The 16,852-nt window shown below is 62.0% G+C and carries 15 protein-coding genes; 11 read left to right on the forward strand and 4 right to left on the reverse strand.

Going from position 1 to position 16,852, the window contains the following annotated elements; translation table 11 throughout:
* Nucleotides 1–36 precede the first annotated feature (36 nt).
* From lspA to BKY26_RS18160, 8 genes are all read left to right on the forward strand, one after another.
* A complete protein-coding gene (gene lspA / locus BKY26_RS18125) occupies nt 37–507 on the forward strand; it encodes a signal peptidase II (RefSeq protein ID WP_071691786.1) in 471 nt (156 codons plus the stop codon).
* A gap of 44 nt (nt 508–551) precedes the next feature.
* Nucleotides 552–1,076: a DUF3035 domain-containing protein gene (locus tag BKY26_RS18130; protein ID WP_071691787.1), complete on the forward strand. Its 525-nt coding sequence runs from the start codon at nt 552–554 to the stop codon at nt 1,074–1,076.
* A gap of 273 nt (nt 1,077–1,349) precedes the next feature.
* Entirely contained in the window at nt 1,350–2,504 is a 1,155-nt protein-coding gene (locus tag BKY26_RS18135; protein ID WP_071691788.1) for a Hint domain-containing protein, read from the forward strand.
* 234 nt (nt 2,505–2,738) lie between these two features.
* A complete protein-coding gene (locus BKY26_RS18140; RefSeq protein WP_071691789.1) occupies nt 2,739–3,689 on the forward strand; it encodes a Hint domain-containing protein in 951 nt (316 codons plus the stop codon).
* Between the two features lie 192 nt (nt 3,690–3,881).
* Nucleotides 3,882–5,210: a M16 family metallopeptidase gene (locus BKY26_RS18145; RefSeq protein ID WP_071691790.1), complete on the forward strand. Its 1,329-nt coding sequence runs from the start codon at nt 3,882–3,884 to the stop codon at nt 5,208–5,210.
* Between the two features lie 11 nt (nt 5,211–5,221).
* Nucleotides 5,222–6,535: a M16 family metallopeptidase gene (locus BKY26_RS18150; RefSeq protein ID WP_071691791.1), complete on the forward strand. Its 1,314-nt coding sequence runs from the start codon at nt 5,222–5,224 to the stop codon at nt 6,533–6,535.
* Nucleotides 6,536–6,595: 60 nt separating this feature from the next.
* Entirely contained in the window at nt 6,596–6,931 is a 336-nt protein-coding gene (locus tag BKY26_RS18155) for a zinc ribbon domain-containing protein YjdM (protein ID WP_071691792.1), read from the forward strand.
* Nucleotides 6,932–7,249: 318 nt separating this feature from the next.
* A complete protein-coding gene (locus BKY26_RS18160) occupies nt 7,250–9,730 on the forward strand; it encodes an FG-GAP-like repeat-containing protein (protein ID WP_158514365.1) in 2,481 nt (826 codons plus the stop codon).
* Nucleotides 9,731–9,839: 109 nt separating this feature from the next.
* On the opposite strand, the gene BKY26_RS18165 is transcribed toward BKY26_RS18160, so the two are convergent.
* The 4 genes from BKY26_RS18165 to ilvD are packed head-to-tail and all read right to left on the reverse strand — an operon-like array spanning nt 9,840 to nt 13,495.
* On the reverse strand, nt 9,840–10,217 hold the full coding sequence (locus BKY26_RS18165; RefSeq protein WP_071691794.1) for a hypothetical protein: 378 nt from the start codon (nt 10,215–10,217) through the stop codon (nt 9,840–9,842).
* A gap of 13 nt (nt 10,218–10,230) precedes the next feature.
* A complete protein-coding gene (locus BKY26_RS18170) occupies nt 10,231–10,986 on the reverse strand; it encodes a DUF6478 family protein (RefSeq protein WP_071691795.1) in 756 nt (251 codons plus the stop codon).
* A gap of 60 nt (nt 10,987–11,046) precedes the next feature.
* A complete protein-coding gene (locus tag BKY26_RS18175; RefSeq protein ID WP_131541940.1) occupies nt 11,047–11,781 on the reverse strand; it encodes a hypothetical protein in 735 nt (244 codons plus the stop codon).
* Nucleotides 11,762–13,495: a dihydroxy-acid dehydratase gene (ilvD, locus tag BKY26_RS18180; RefSeq protein WP_071691797.1), complete on the reverse strand. Its 1,734-nt coding sequence runs from the start codon at nt 13,493–13,495 to the stop codon at nt 11,762–11,764. The genes BKY26_RS18175 and ilvD overlap by 20 nt, the downstream gene beginning before the upstream one ends.
* A 127-nt stretch (nt 13,496–13,622) precedes the next feature.
* Here ilvD and BKY26_RS18185 point away from each other — a divergent pair, with 127 nt between their 5' ends.
* The 3 genes from BKY26_RS18185 to BKY26_RS18195 all read left to right on the forward strand — a co-directional run bounded on the left by BKY26_RS18185 (nt 13,623) and on the right by BKY26_RS18195 (nt 16,802).
* Nucleotides 13,623–14,513 carry a CPBP family intramembrane glutamic endopeptidase gene (locus BKY26_RS18185; RefSeq protein ID WP_071691798.1) on the forward strand — a complete coding sequence of 297 codons (891 nt, stop codon included), beginning with the start codon at nt 13,623–13,625 and terminating at the stop codon, nt 14,511–14,513.
* A 71-nt stretch (nt 14,514–14,584) separates the two neighbouring features.
* Nucleotides 14,585–15,529: an acetyl-CoA carboxylase, carboxyltransferase subunit beta gene (accD, locus tag BKY26_RS18190; protein WP_071691799.1), complete on the forward strand. Its 945-nt coding sequence runs from the start codon at nt 14,585–14,587 to the stop codon at nt 15,527–15,529.
* Complete coding sequence (locus BKY26_RS18195; RefSeq protein ID WP_071691800.1) at nt 15,522–16,802, forward strand: bifunctional folylpolyglutamate synthase/dihydrofolate synthase; 1,281 nt, start codon at nt 15,522–15,524, stop codon at nt 16,800–16,802. The genes accD and BKY26_RS18195 overlap by 8 nt, the downstream gene beginning before the upstream one ends.
* The last annotated feature ends 50 nt before the right edge of the window (nt 16,803–16,852 follow it).

Here is a 16,852-nt window from a genome sequence, read left to right on the forward strand (position 1 = left end):
AAACCCGGCCCCGCAAGACAGCAAGGACGTTGGCAGATGCGCCTCACCCTCCTCTCCGCGCTTTTCTGGTTTGCGCTCGACCAGATCAGTAAGTGGTATGTCCTGTACCGGATGGATCTGCTGACCGTCGGTCACATGGAAATCCTGCCGCCCTATCTGAACTTTCACATGGGCTGGAACACAGGCATCAATTTCGGCCTGCTGGCCAATGACGCCAATGCCACCCGCTGGCTGCTGGTTGCCCTGGCCTTCGTCATTTCGGCCTGGATCCTCTGGTGGTCGCGCCGGATGCAGAAGCGCATCTCGATGCTGTCGGCCGGCGCGATTGTCGGCGGGGCCATTGCAAACGCCTTCGACAGGGTCATCTATGGCGCGGTTGCGGACTTCCTGAACACCTCCTGTTGTGGCTTCCAGAACCCGTATGCGTTCAACATTGCCGATATCGGCGTCTTCGTCGGCGCCTTTGGCTTGCTGATCTTTGCCGATACGAAGAATATGACCCCGTGACGGCGGCGAAAACATGCGCTAAACCGTCCGAGAGGAGAGACTGAATGAGCAGGCTTCGCACGGCAATCGGCTTGGGACTGGTGCTTTTGGCACTTGCGGCATGTGGTCGAAACGACCCGCGCCTGTTGAACCTGCGCGCGGACGGCGAAGGCCCCGATGAATTCGGCATCCTTCCGACGCGGCCTCTGCAAGTGCCGGACGATCTGCAAAGCCTGCCTGCCCCGTCCCCCGGTGGCATCAACCGCGCCGATCCCGACCCAGAGGCCGATGTCGCCGCCGCGCTTGGTGGCAATATCGACCGCGCCGGGGCTGGCAGTCAGGGCATGATCAGCTATGTCACCCGCTTCGGCGTAGGGCGCGATATCCGCGATACGCTGGCCGCCGAGGATCTGGAATTCCGCCGCCGCAATGACGGGCGCATTCTGGAACGCATCGCCGCCGTGAACGTCTATCACCGCGCCTATCGAGAAATGTCGCTTGACCGCTACGCGGAACTGGAACGCATGCGCGCCGCCGGCATCCGCACCCCGGCCGCCCCGCCCGAGGAAATCGGCAATATCGAAGACTGAGTCCCAGTGAGATCTGGCTTTCTTGAAGTGTGATGTGAGCAGCAGACTGATGCCACTCATTACTCTGAGTTCGTCTTTTTTTGACCGAGCAGCTGCAATGGCGAAGTCCTTCGCAGGTCAGCTTTTTAGGCACCCGGTTACTTGAACTGGTCACCATCAGCAAAAAAACCTTTGCTGGCCAAACGTTTCAAACTACCCTCTCGCGCATTGTGACGACCGACCGGAGCGCCTGCGAAAGAAGCCGCTACCGAGTGATCATTGGGGGAAAAAGAAATGCCACTAAACGCCGGGGATATTGGGTTTGTTGAAGTCTCGATGACGTCAAGCTTCACCGATCAAAACTTCAAGATTGTCGTTTTGCAGGATGTATCAGCTGGCGAGTCGATAAGCTTCACTGACAACGGGGTCAACAATGGCGGCTTTAGCACATTGGAGGGCGTGCTGAACTGGACAAACGATACCGGCGGCACCATCGCGGCCGGAACGGTTATCGAGTTCTCCACGCCCAGCGGGTCCGGCGGGTGGAGCGCCTCTCAAGGAAGTCTCGTAGAAAATGGAGTTTTCGACATCGGGACCGGCTCAGACGATCAGATCCTGGCTCAGAGCGGCGGAAGCCCAATCGCTCAGTTCCACTCACAATCGGCATTCTCAATTAATCTCATTGGCAATAGCACGATCAACACCGAACTCGGCTCCGGGCTTACCGAGGGCACAAACGCAATTGCCGCCAATACAGGGGCACATCTGGCGTCCTACACGGGACCGACATCGCTGACGGATCCCGCGACCTGGGCAGCGCGTTTGAATGACCCGAGCAACTGGACACAGAACACGACTTTCGGCTCTTCAACAATCAGTGTCACCTGCTTCCTGGAAGGAACACTGATTCTGACGGACACGGGAGATGTGGCTGTCGAAACATTGTCCATCGGAGACACCGTGATCACGGCAGAAGGCGCGCCGGCTTCCGTGAAATGGATCGGGCGCCAAACCGTTATTACCTCCTTCGGCCCCGCCGAGCGTCTGATGCCGGTGCGGATCAGCGCGGGCGCACTTGGTAACGGCCTGCCGCACACCGACCTTACCGTCACCGCCGATCATGGAATGCTTGTGGATGGGGTCATTTGCCACGCCGGGGCGCTTGTGAACGATACGACGATCACCCACGTGCCGCTCTCCGAGATGGGACAGACCTATACCGTCTACCATATCGAAACCGAGGAACACGAGATCATCCTCGCCAACGGCGCCCCCGCCGAAACCTTCATCGACAACGTCTCCCGCCGGGTCTTCGACAACTATGCCGAGTTCGAAACGCTTTACGGCGACGTGCCCGAGATGGAGGAGTTGCCCTTTCCGCGTGCGATGAGTGCAAGGCAGGTGCCAGAGCGCTTGCGCAAGAAGCTTTCGTGCTTGATCGCAGTCTGATTGCAAGGCAAGGTTGCAGGGCTTCGCTACTTAGGCCCCTCTGGAGGGTCTATCTGGCAACGCCACAAACACTGGGCAGACTCGCGATACTGCAAGTATCGTCGACAAGACTGCATCAGAGAAAAAAGCAGCGCGCGTGGCATCTGATAGGTCCCGTTATGCAAGCGCTCCGCAAAATCCGGGAAAGATCCACAATTTGATGGCCTTGCCCGCAAGCCATAGAGAGATAGACAGATGGGAACTTATACAATCAATTCATGGTGCTACTACAGTGAAAGTACCGACATTCCCACCGGAAACCAATTCTGGAACAGGCAGGCGCTGTCAGGCAACAATCCCGGATATACGCCTGCCAGCTACACCGAAGATGCAGCGGTCGATAATAATCTCTCACCCGGTGAAGTGCTTGATCCCGATTATTCCGGTTCAGGCGCAACCTATCTGGGAACGGTCACCTATAACGGTCGTGAATTCCTCGTGTTCGAGGATGAATTTGGCCAGTTGCTCGGCTCTTCAGAAGCAGGGGTCGCCCATGCGGATTTCCCGCCGGCGGTGGACTTCGATGGCAATTATACTGCCGGTGACTCTACGGACGATATCGCCTCGACCGTCACGCCGATCTGCTTCCTCGCGGGAACGAACATCGCGTCACCCAAGGGTCAGGTCGCGGTGGAAAATCTAAAGAGTGGGGATGTGGTCCTGACTGCCGAAGGTGGTGAGGTGCAGGTCAAATGGATCGGTCGGCAAACCGTTTCCACCCGCTTCGGTCCTGCCGAGCGCCTGATGCCGGTGCGGTTTGCTGCCGGGTCTTTGGGAGAAGGCCTGCCCCACACAAATCTAACCGTCACCGCCGACCACGGGATGCTGGTGGATAGGGTCATTTGCCACGCTGGCGCATTGGTCAACGGCAGCACGATCACCCGCGTTCCGGTCTCGGAAATGGGCGAAAGCTATACCGTCTACCATATCGAGACCGAGGAACACGAGATCATCCTCGCAAACGGTGCCCCCGCCGAGACCTTCATCGACAACGTCTCCCGCCGGGTCTTCGACAATTATGCCGAGTTCGAAACGCTTTACGGCGACGTGCCCGAGATGGAGGAGTTGCCCTATCCCCGCGCGATGAGCGCAAGGCAGGTTCCCGCCCACATTGCAAACAGGCTCGCCAAACGTCAGGTGGCCTGACCCTCTGCCCGCTTTCCCTGCATCCGGCGCAGACCCAACCGGTCTGCGCCATTTTTCTTGCTCTGCCCCCAGGCAGGAGTGCCGGGACACGCCCTTCATCGCTCACATCCCCGTCACCACGCTTGATGCTGCGGCGAAACCCCGTATCTCTTGTGGGGCTCGATCGCTTTTATCTGCCGAAGAGGTTTCTGAATGTTCCGATACATGCTGGCCGCGTGCATGGCCCTTATGCCGTTTCTCCCGTCCGGGGCACAGGCCACAGAGGTCTCGGAATTCACCCTCGACAACGGGCTGCATGCCGTCGTCATCGAAGACCATCGCGCGCCGGTCGTGGTCCATATGTTGTGGTATCGCGTGGGCGCAGCGGATGAGCCGCCGGGCCGCTCCGGCATTGCGCATTTCCTCGAACACCTGATGTTCAAGGCCACCGAGACGCTGGAAAGCGGCGAGTTTTCCGACATTGTCGAGGCCAATGGCGGGTCCGACAATGCCTTCACCAGTTGGGATTATACCGGCTATTATCAGCGCGTCGCCTCTGACCGGCTCGGGCTGATGATGCAGATGGAAGCCGACCGGATGCGCAACCTGCTGCTGACGGACGAGGATATCACCACCGAACGCAGCGTGATCCTTGAGGAACGCGCACAGCGCACCGATTCCAGTGCGGGCGCGCTTTTCAATGAACAGATGCGGGCGTCGCTCTATCTCGCGCATCCCTATCGCATCCCCATCGGCGGCTGGCGGCACGAGATCGAGAGCCTTGGCCGCGAGGACGTGTTTTCCTTCTATCACGACTACTATTCCCCCGATAACGCGATCCTGATCGTGGCGGGCGACGTCACGCCAGAAGAGGTGCGCGCGCTGGCCGAGGAACATTACGGCCCGCTGGAGCCATCGGGTGTGGAACCGCGCGAACGCCCCCATGACCCGCCTCAGATCGCCGACCGCCGCGTCTATTACGAAGACCCGCGCGTGTCCGACCCTTACGTGGTGCGCAGCTACATCGCGCCCGAACGCGACCCCGGCGATCAGCGCATGGCCGCCGCCCTGACGCTCTTGTCCAACGTGCTGGCAGGGTCCGGTGCCACCGCCGTGCTGCCCCGTGTCTTGCAGGTAGAGGAGGCCCGGTCGCTTTATGCCGCTGCCAGCTATTCCGGCACCAATCTGGATGACACGGTCTTTTCGGTGTTCAACGTGCCAGTGCCCGGCGTGTCGCTGGAAGAGGCCGAAGCCGATCTGGATCGCGTCATCGCCCAGTTCCTCGAAGACGGGATCGACCCCGAACAGTTCGCCCGTATCCAGTTCCAGTGGGAAGCCGAGATGATCTATGCGCAGGACGATGTGGGCGATCTGGCGCGCATGTACGGTGTTGGCCTGACCTCTGGCCTGACCGTTCAGGACATTCAGGACTGGCCCGATGTCATCGCCTCGATCACGCCCGAAGAAGTGATGGAGGCCGCAAGGATGATCTTCACGGAAACCACCTCGGTCACCGGTTACCTGACCGCCCCCGGCCTGTGAGGAGACAGCCCATGTTCCGCATTCTTGCCTTCGTCGCCCTCACACTCGCCGCCACCCTGCCCGCCCGCGCTCAGGTCGATATTCAGGAGGTCACCTCGCCCGGTGGCCTTACGGCCTGGCTGGTCGAGGATCATTCCATTCCCTTCGTCGCAATCGACATCCTGTTCGAAGGCGGCACCTCGCTCGACGCGCCCGGCGCGCGGGGGGCAACCTATCTGATGACCGGCCTGCTGGAAGAAGGCGCCGCCGATATGGACAATGCCGAGTTCGCGGCCCGGTCCGAGGCGCTGGCGGCTTATTTCGGTTTCGATTCCTACCGGGACTCGATCAACATCACCGCCCGTATGCTGACCCAGAACCGGGACGAAGCCGTTGATCTGCTGCGCGCGGCGCTGGTGGACCCCAGTTTCGAACAATCCGCCATCGACCGTGTTCGCACACAGGTTCTGTCGATCATCGACAGCAATCAGAACGACCCGTCGGACCTCGCGTCCTCTGAACTCTATGCCCAGACTTTCGGGGATCATCCCTATGGGTCTGACCATGAGGGAACGGCCGAAAGCGTTCAGGCCCTGACCCGCGACGATCTGATTGCCGCCCACCGGGGCGCGCTGGCCCGCGACCGGGTGCATGTCGGCGTGTCGGGCGACATCACGCCAGAGGAACTGGGCCTGTTGCTGGACCGCCTGCTTGGCGACCTGCCCGCAACCGGAGCCGAGATGCCCGGTGATGCGCCCTACAATCTGACCGGCGGCATCACCGTCATCGACTACCCGACGCCGCAATCCACGGCCTTTTTCGGCCATGCCGGGATCGAACGGCATGACCCGGATTTCTTCGCCGCCTATGTGCTGAACCAGATTCTTGGCGGCGGCAATTTCCGGTCCCGCCTGATGCAGGAGGTGCGGGTGGAACGCGGCCTGACCTACGGCATTTCCACCTTCCTCGTGCTGTTCGATCACGGCCCGATGATGCTGGGGCAGTTCTCCTCCTCCAACGATCTGGTGGCCGAGGCCATCGACGTGCTGCATGATCAATGGGCCGATGTTGCCGCCAATGGGGTCACGGCAGAGGAACTGGAGGCCGCCCAGACCTATCTGACCGGCGCCTATCCCCTGAGATTCACCGGCAATGCAACGATTGCGGGCATCCTGTCAGGCATGCAGATCGACGAGATGCCCATTGATTACATCAACACCCGGAACGAACAGGTCATGGCCGTGACGCTGGAGGATATTTCCCGCACCGCCGCCCGCCTGATGGACCCGGAGGGGCTGCATGTGGTGGTGGTCGGGCAACCAGAGGGGCTTGAGACCGGGAATTGACCATAGGCCGCGACGGCAAGTGCGCTTCCCCGCCCCGATCGCCACGGCTATAGGCAGGCCATGACTGACACCCTGCCGCCGTGCCCCGCCTGTTCCTCTGCCTATACTTACCAGGTGGATGCGTTGCTCAACTGCCCGGAATGCGGCCATGAATGGGCCGCTGGTGAAGCGGAACAGGAGATCATCCGAGACAGCGTCGGCAATCCGCTGGCGGATGGGGACACCGTGACCGTGATCAAGGATCTCAAGCTCAAGGGCACGTCCACGGTGGTCAAGGTCGGCACAAAGGTGCGCAACATCCGGCTGGTGGACGGCGATCACGACATCGACTGCAAGATCCCCGGCGTGGGCCAGATCGGGCTGAAGTCACAATTCGTCAAGCGGGTTGCGGACTAGGCAGCCCCGGCGGCGCAATGCAGGCGGTTTCTTCATGCATCCGGATCGTGCCAGCCTATTCCAACTGCCCATGACAGCGCAGGGGCGCAGCTTTGGCGCGCACGGGGAACCGCCCGGACCGGTGAATTCATCGGGTTTTGCAGGAACAGCAGTAAAAGCGTCAGAAACACGTCCAATGGATGCCATAATTGGACGTCACCCTGTCCGCCCAAGCCATAAGCCATAATCTACCCAATCGAGTGATTCCAAATGTGCACAATCTGTGTTGCTGTCCGCCCGTATGATCCTGACTGCGTCTACACGGCCCTGACCAACGAGATGGCAGAAGTCCCGGAAATCCCGTCGGCGCCGGCCTCCGTTTCGACGACGAATGTCATGTCTGTCGGTGACAGCTTTTCCGGCACTATCGATTCCCTTGGCGATGCCGATTGGGTCGCCATCAGCCTGTCGGCAGGCACAGCATACGAGATCCGGATTCTGGCGGACGGGGCGGGCACAGGCACATTGTCCGACTCCTACCTGCGTGTCTATTCGGAAACCGGATCGCAGATCGCAGAGAACGACGATGGCGGGGCAAACCGTGATTCCCGCCTCGTTTTCACCCCGACAAGCGACGGGACCTACTATCTGAGTGCGCGTGCCTGGAACGACAGCGCCACCGGCACCTATCAGATCACCGTCGAGCCCTATACCAACAGCATCACCGAAGGCAGCCTTGATGAACTGGCCGCATTCCTGACAGACGGGTACTGGAGCTCGGTCGGTGGAACCCGCCATGTCTTCGACACGTCCAGCAGCAACGAGATCACGGTCAACATCACCGCATTGGATGACCGGGGCCAGTTTCTGGCCCGCGCCGCCATGGAAGCGTGGACCGCCGTGGCCGACATCACGTTCCGTGAGGTTACAAGCGGTGAACAGATCACCTTCACCGACACTCAGAGCGGCGCCTTTGCCTCCTATTCCTCTCTCGGCCCCTACACGACTTCCGCCACCGTCAATATTTCCAGCACGTGGCTCGACACCTATGGCGCCGGCTATGACGACTACAGCTTCTCCACCTATATCCATGAAATCGGACATGCGCTCGGACTCGGCCATCAAGGGCCCTATAACGGTTCGGCCAGTTATCCCTTCGACGCAGCCTTCAGCAATGACAGCTATCAGTTGTCGGTCATGTCCTATTTCTCTCAGACCGAAAACACGGATGTGGATGCAAGCTATGCCCTTCAGGTGACTGCGATGGCGGCAGATATCGTCGCAATCCAGAACCTCTACGGAGCACCGGATGCCTCTTCACCCACCGCAGGCGATACGACATATGGCGTGGGCCAAACCATAGGCGGCTATCTTGGCGACCTCTTCGATATCGTGACTGCGGGGCATGACACGAACAATCGCTATGACAATGGCCCCATTGCCTTCACGCTCTACGATCACAGCGGCATCGACACGGTCAATCTCAGCATCGACACCACGAACCAGCTTGTAGACCTGAACAGCCTGGGAATCTGGAATGTCTTCGGGCTGACCGGGAACGTTGTCGTGGCGCACAACACGATCATCGAGAACTATATCGCCGGGTCCGGGAACGACACCATCATCGGTAATGCGGCCCAGAACTACCTGTCTGGCGGCGCTGGCAATGACACGCTTACCGGCGGCGCGAACGTTGACACCTTCGCCTATACCGGCGGCGCTGACGTGATCACCGATTTTTCCGGTGATCTGGTCGATATCGACGCGACTCTTTGGTCAGGTAGCTTCAATGCATTGATGTCGAATGCCGTGTTCCTGGATGGCAATCTCGTTCTGAATTTCGGCTCCGGGAATTCCCTGACATTCAACGGCCTTACCAGCACCTCCGCCCTGAATGGACGGATCCTGGGTGTGACCGCCAACGATGCTACAAGCGACCTCACGGGCGATGGCACCTCCGATATCTTGTGGCGGAACGTGACGACGGGCCAGTACGGCATGTTCGACATGGCGGGCGGCACGACAACGTGGAGCGTTCTGGGCGGCGAAAGCACCGCCTGGCAAATAGCGGGTCTTGGCGATTTCGACGGGGATGGGACCGACGACATTCTTTGGCGCAATGACAGCTCCGGCGGCATCGGGTTCTCCACCATAAGCTCGGGCATCCCGGTCTGGAATGCCCTGGGGCAGGCCAGTTCCGCATGGGGCATCGTGGGCGTCGGCGATTTCAACGGCGATGGCACCGACGATATCCTGTGGCAGAACAGCAGCAATGGCGGCGTGGGCATGTTCGCCATGTCGGGCGGCACGGCGACCTGGCAGACGATCGGCGGCTCCTCGGCCCCGTGGGAGATCGTGGCCACCGGCGACATCACCGGCGACGGGATCGACGACATCATCTGGCGGAACTCCACAACCGGGCAGGTCGGCCAGTTCGAGATGTCCGGCGCGGGCACGCCCACCTGGAGCGTCGTTGCCAATGTCTCCAACGACTGGCGGCTGGTGGGGACCGGCGATCTCGATGGCGATGGGACGGATGACCTGCTGTGGCGGCACGAGAGCTCGGGTGCTGTGGGCTACTACGCCATGGGCTCGGGCACGCCGACCTGGCAGGGCCTTGGGCAAGCCAGCTTCGACTGGGATATCGTCGGGACCGGCGATTACAACGGCGATGGCACCGACGATATCCTGTGGCGGAACGTCAATACCGGCACGGTCGGTATGTATGACATGGATGGCGGCCCCAACTGGCAGACCATCGGCCAGGCCGGGCTGGAATGGGACGTCGAAGGGCAGTTCGTGGATGAGTTCGTGTTCTGACATGCGCTTTGACTCGGGACGAAAGCGATTCGGAAGCATGTCTTGCTCATTCCCTGTCCATCTCCTTGGTCGAACCGCAAACACCTTCCCCCCTGGTCCGACCGCAGGCTCAATCAGCCCCGGTTTCCACGCAGTGGCGGCGGAAGCTTCGTTTCAGCAGGTCCAGCTCCTCTCGCAGGAATTCGACCTCGGCGCGGATGTCGTCCTCCAGCGGTTCGCCGGCCAGAATAGTGATGCGATCCAGCACTTCGCCATCCTCGGAACTGCGAAGCTGGATGGTCTGTACCCCGTCACACAGAACCTCGGCCGGGATGTCGAAGCCAAGCAGGAAATGCCCCGGATGCCCTTCCATCGGGGTGATCTCGGGCAGGCCGATGACACGGTCATGATGGACGGCCTCGACCACCGGCGCAGCGGAAGAGGCGTTCAGCAGCCCCTCATAGCGGCCAGCTTTCAGGCGGGTCTTGACCAGGCTCGATTCGGACATTCGCGGGGTTCCTTCACAAATCGGCGCGCGGCGCGCGGGTCAGCGTCAGGTCGGTCAGCAGCACCTGATTCATCGCGGGATTGTCAAAGATCAGGTCGATCCAGGCTTTCTCCACCCGCTTTTCATTGATGTTGGAATAGGCCAGATCGAACTCGGCCAACCCCACATCGTCGGACAGGTCCAGCTGCCGCACCATCTGTTCGGTATTGGGGCCGTGCTGCACGTTCAGCCTCGCATAGATCTCGATCGGGTTTTCGCGGATCACGCGGGCGCGCAGACTGAAATAATGGTTGCGCGTGATGCCGGAAATCGCCGCATCGGGCAGCGACAGGACCAGCGACAGGAAAGACCCGTCAAAGCGGTAGACATCCAGCAGCAGCCCGAAGGCCGAGGACACGGAAGGATCGGTGTTGCGGGTCTGGCGCAGGGTGATCTCGGACCGGGCGCAATCATGAAACAGCGTCACGCTGTCGGTCAGCTTGTGCGGGGACGGCACTTCCACCACGCCAGAGGGCACGCGGGGGGCGGTCCAGGGATCGGGCCGCCAGGCCCAGTCGCACTGATCGGGGCGCAGGATTTCGGATTGCCCATCCGGGATCAGGCCCGCTTCGGCGGAGGCCACGAACAGATCGAGCTTGCGGCGCAGTCTGCGCGCGGTGCGCTGCAGATCCTGCGCCTCCTGCGCTGGCAGGGCACCGGCGTGATCGGCCAGCGCCGCCCAGCGCTCGACCGATTTTCTCAGCATCCGTTTTTCCAGAAAACCGCTCATGTCAGCCGCCAAACGCTCCCACTCGTTCCACGATGTGCCAAGGGTTTAACCCCTGATCCCTTAACCGCCCATTATTCTCCGAAACAGCCCGACATTCCAGAGCGTTCCGCGCGGCTGCGCGGGACTGGCCGGGACCGCTGCCGGGGCAACTGGGGCAGCCGGGGCAGCCCCGGATTCGTTTGCAAGCTGCACCGCCCGGGTGAATTCGCGCAATGTCTGCAACCCGCGGTCAGAGGAAACCGGGCTGTCATCACGGCCCAGAACCGTCAGCGTCGCAATCCGGTCGCCTACATCCAGATAGGACCGCCAGTAATCGGCCGAGACATTCTGGATCTCGCTGGCACTGCTGTCGCTGGCACGCAGGTAGAACACATCGCCCTGGTGGAAACTGTCCAGAACCTCGACCGTGTCGGCCTCACCCGCGCGGCTCAGCAACTGGCGGCCTTCCTCGGATGCGAAGAACGCGCTCAGATCCGGGATCGCGTCGCGCAGGGTCTGGCTTGCATCAGCCTCGGACAGCGACGCGGTCAGGATCGCCGGAATCGCAGGCTGCCCAGCGCTGCGGCGGTCTGAAATCACCGCGCAATTGCCCATCAGGACAAAGGCCGTATCGCCACTGTCGCGGGTGGAATCGGGATCGACGCAGAAGCCTTCCGGCCCGGCCACCGTCACCATGTCAGAGGTCACGGACACGGCCCGCACCGGCGGAGACCCGGACGGTCCGCCACCCAGCCGCCCGCAGGCAGCGACCAGCAACACTGTCAGGACAAGTGCCCTAGAGGTCCATATAGACATGCCGTTCCTCTTTTCCGCCCGGGTGGGTCACCGCGCCATATTTGGCCGACCCCACAAGCTGCGCGTATTTCCACAGCGCGCCCGAGGCATAGATGGTTTCGCGCGGTCCGGCCCAGGCGGCCTTGCGCGCGGCAAGCTCCTCATCCGTCAGGGCAACCGACAGTTCTCCGGTCACCGCGTTGATGGTGATCATGTCGCCGTCTTCCAACAGGGCAATCGGCCCGCCATGCGCGGCCTCTGGCCCCACATGCCCCACGCAAAAGCCGCGTGTCGCGCCGGAAAAGCGCCCGTCCGTGATCAGCGCCACGGATTTCCCCATGCCCTGACCGGAAAGCGCCGCCGTCGTGGCCAGCATTTCCCGCATCCCCGGCCCGCCTGCGGGGCCTTCGTTGCGGATGACGATCACGTCGCCTTCCTTGTAGGACCGGGCCTTGACCGCCTCGAACGCGTCTTCCTCACACTCGAAGACCCGCGCGGGGCCGGTGAACACCTGTTCCTCCGCGCTCATCCCCGCGACCTTCACGATGGCCCCATCGGGGGCAAGGTTGCCTTGCAACCCGACCACACCACCGGTTTCCGTCAGCGGCGTTTCAATCGGGTGGATGACCTTGCCATCGGCCTCGCGTTCGATAAGGTCCAGTTCCTCGCCAATGCTGCGCCCGCTGGCGGTCATGCAATCCTCATGGATCAGCCCGGCCTTGCGCAGTTCCTTCATCACAACCGGTACGCCGCCCACCTCATAGAGATCCTTGGCGACATATTCGCCGCCTGGCTTGAGGTTCACGAAATAGGGCGTGTCATGGAAGATCTCGCACACGTCCTGAAGGTTGAAGTCGATCCCCGCCTCATGGGCAATCGCGGGCAGGTGCAGACCGGCATTGGTGCTGCCGCCGGTACAGGCCACGACCCGCGCCGCGTTCTGCAAGGATTTCAGCGTCACGATATCCCGCGCGCGGATATTCTTTTCCAGCAGCTTCATCACCGCATCGCCCGAGGCGGTGCCATAGGCATCGCGGCTTTCATATGGCGCGGGCGCACCCGAGGAATTCATCAGCGCCAGCCCAATCGCCTCTGACACGCAGGCCATGGTGTTGGCGGTAAACTGGCCGCCGCAGGCCCCGGATGACGGGCATGCGATCTTTTCCAGCGCCCGCAACTCCTCGTCAGAATTCGCGCCCGCCTGATGACGGCCAACAGCCTCGAACACATCCTGAATCGTCACGTCCTTGCCCTTGTAACGCCCCGGCAGGATCGAGCCGCCATAGATGAACACCGACGGCACGTTCAGCCGCACCATCGCCATCATCATTCCCGGCAGGGACTTGTCGCAGCCCGCAAGCCCGACCATTGCGTCATAGCAATGGCCGCGCATCGTCAGTTCCACCGTGTCGGTGATCGCGTCCCGACTGGCCAGCGATGCCCGCATCCCCTCATGGCCCATGGCAATGCCATCGGTGACGGTAATTGTGGTGAACTCGCGTGGGGTGCCGCCCGCGTGCTTGACGCCCATCTTCACCGATTGCGCCTGACGCGACAGGGCGATGTTACACGGCGCGGCCTCGTTCCAGCAGGTGGCGACGCCAACGAAAGGCTGGTTCACCTCCTCCTCGCTCAGCCCCATGGCATAGAGAAACGACCGATGCGGCGCGCGCGCGGGTCCGATTGTGGTGTGCCGGCTTGGCAGATGAGATTTGTCTTTCGGACCCGTGGTCATGCTGATCTTCCCCTTACCAAAGCGCTTGCTTTCAGGAATAGAGTGCGCGACTCCCCCGCACAAGCGTGATTGCCGCTGGCAAATGGTCAGGGTATGGTCTCGCGAAATGGCAGGCAGGCCCGAGCGAATGAATTACAAAGCCCATAACGCCTATGTGGCGCCAGCGCAGCTACGGCCTCAGATCGGCTGGTTGATGCTTGGATTCGTACTGGCCTGCGTGATCTGCGTGCTATGGGTCATTGCACTCTTTGGCACAGTCTTCCTGACTGCCGGTGTGGAAGGCGGGCAAGCCTGGATCGACCGCATGACGCGGGCCGATACGCCCACCTCGACCCTGCTGGTCATCGCCACGCTTTGGGGTCTGGCCTTCGGCGTCATGGCCGTGGCCCCCCTGATCCATCGCCGCAGCGCCTGGACGCTCTTTGGCCCCTGGCGGCGGATGCGGCGGCATTTCGTGATTGCCACTCTGGTCTGCCTGGCGGTGCTTGCGGCCTCGGCCATTGTCCCCTTCGGCTATGACCCCTTGCCAGGGCTGGATCTGCCCCTGTGGCTCAACTTCCTGCCCCTGTCGCTGCTGGTCATCCTCGGCCAGACCGGGGCGGAAGAGCTGTTCTTTCGCGGATACCTGCAACAGCAACTGGCCGCCCGCTTCAACACCCCGCTGGTCTGGATGGGCCTGCCCTCGATCCTCTTCGGCCTCGCGCATCTGGATCTGTCCAACGGCCCGCTCCTCGCCTGGCTTTTGGTGGCCGCGACCGGGCTTTTCGGTCTCTGCGCCGCCGATCTGACCGCCCGCACCGGCAATATCGGGGCCGCCTGGGGGTTTCACTTCGCCAATAACGTGGTGGCGATCCTTGTCGTCTCGCTCAGCGGCACGCTGTCCGGTCTTGCGCTCTACGTCACGCCCTTCGGCCCTGAGGACACCGAAACGCTGGTTCCCCTGCTTCTGCGCGACATGGCGACCACCATCGCGATCTGGGCCGCGATCCGCTTTGCCCTCGCAAAGACCGGGCGTTAGGCCACGCTGCAATTGCATTTCCCGTCCCCGCGTCATATCTGGGCGTGGACGGTCGCAGAAACGGACAACTCATGAACTGGATCACCAATTACGTCCGCCCCCGGATCAACTCGCTCTTTTCCCGCCGCGAGGTGCCGGAAAATCTTTGGTCCAAATGCCCCGAATGCGGCACCATGCTGTTTCACCGGGAACTGTCGGACAATCTGAATGTCTGCACCGGTTGTGACCACCACATGCCGCTGACCCCGCGCGCCCGGTTCGAGGCGCTGTTTGACGGCGGCGTGTTTTCCGAGGTGCAGGTGCCCGTCCCGGTCCCCGATCCGCTGCATTTCCGCGACCAGAAGAAATACCCCGACCGCATGAAAGCCGCCCAGAAGGGCACCGGAGAGTTCGAGGCAATGCTGGTCGCAGAGGGCGAGATCGACCGCACCCGTATCGTCGCCGCCGCGCAGGACTTCACCTTCATGGGCGGGTCCATGGGCATGTATGTGGGCAATGCAATTATCGCCGCAGCCGAACGCGCGGTGGAACGCAAACTGCCGTTGGTTCTGTTCTCTGCCGCCGGGGGCGCCCGCATGCAGGAGGGCATCCTGTCGCTGATGCAGATGCCGCGCACCACTGTCGCCGTGCAGATGCTGAAAGAGGCGGGCCTGCCTTACATCGTCGTGCTGACCCACCCGACCACGGGCGGGGTCACGGCCTCCTATGCCATGCTTGGTGACGTGCAGATCGCGGAACCCAATGCGCTGATCTGCTTTGCCGGTCCCCGCGTGATCGAACAGACCATTCGCGAAACCCTGCCCGAAGGTTTCCAGCGGTCCGAATACCTGCTGGATCACGGCATGCTGGACCGGGTGACGCATCGCAAGAACATGAAGGATGAGCTTGTGACCATCCTGCGCATGCTGACCGGCCAGCCGCCTGCCGTGAAGGGCGACCTGCCCGCGCCCGAACCGGAAGCTGAAACGACCGCGCCCGAGGTGTCCGAAGAAGAGGCTGCCGACAAGAATGGCTGAGGCCCGTTCCGACATCCTCCTTGACCGGATGATGTCGCTGCACCCGAAAATCATCGACCTGACGCTCGACCGTATGCACCGGCTTCTGGCTGCGCTTGGCCATCCCGAGGCGAAACTGCCCCCGGTCATCCACGTGGCAGGCACCAATGGCAAAGGCTCCACGTTGGCGATGCTGCGTGCCGGGATCGAGGCGGCAGGCCAGTCGGCCCATGTCTATACCTCGCCGCATCTGGCCCGGTTTCACGAACGTATCCGCCTGGCTGGCGATCTGATCGACGAGGATCTCCTCAGCGACATTCTCGACGAATGCCTTGCCGCCAATGGCCCTGACGCGATCACCTATTTCGAGATCACCACCGCCGCCGCGCTTCTGGCCTTCACGCGCGTATCTGCCGACTGGACCCTGCTGGAAACCGGGCTTGGCGGGCGGCTCGATGCCACCAATGTGGTGGACCAGCCCCGGCTGACGATCATCACGCCGGTCGATCTCGACCATCAGCAATATCTGGGCGAGACCCTGGCAGAGATCGCGACCGAGAAAGCCGGAATCATGAAGCGCGGCGTGCCCTGCGTGGTCGGCCCGCAACAGGATGAGGCGCTGGAGGTCATCGAGGCCCGCGCCGCCCGGCTTGGCGCACCCCTGCTGGTCTATGGCCAGCACTGGCATGTGTGGGAAGAACGCGACCGCCTGATCTTCCAGGATGAAACCGGCCTGCTCGACCTGCCGCTGCCCAACCTCGTCGGGGCCCATCAGGTGATGAACGCGGGCGCCGTCCTTGCCGCCCTGCGCCATCTCGGCTTCGCCGAAGCGGCCTGCGAGGCCGCCGTCACCCAGGCCGAATGGCCCGCCCGGATGCAGCGGCTGAAATCCGGTCCGCTCGTTGACATGGCCGAGGCCGCAGGCAGCGACCTCTGGCTCGATGGCGGCCACAACCCCGCCGCCGCGCTGGCCATCGTCGAATCGCTCTCGCGCCTGCCGGTGAAACCCACACATCTCATTTGCGGGATGCTGAACACGAAGGATGTGGGCGGCTTCATGCGCCCGCTGGCCGGAGTCGCTGAAAGCCTCCACGCCGTTTCGATCCCCGGACAGGCCGCGACTCTCTCGGCCGAAGACACCGTCGCCAAGGCCCGCGCCGCCGGGCTGAGCGCCGAAACCGCCAAGGACGTGCAATCCGCCCTGTCCGCGATCCTGTCAGAAGCCCCCGGTTCCCGCGTTCTCATCTGCGGCTCCCTCTACCTCGCGGGCGTGGTGCTCCAGACACACGGCTGATCCGCCCGGCCCTTTCATCTTGGCACCAAATACCTCCGCCGGAGGCTCCC

This window comes from Nioella sediminis, from assembly GCF_001879695.1.
Classification (GTDB): Bacteria; Pseudomonadota; Alphaproteobacteria; order Rhodobacterales; family Rhodobacteraceae; genus Nioella; species Nioella sediminis.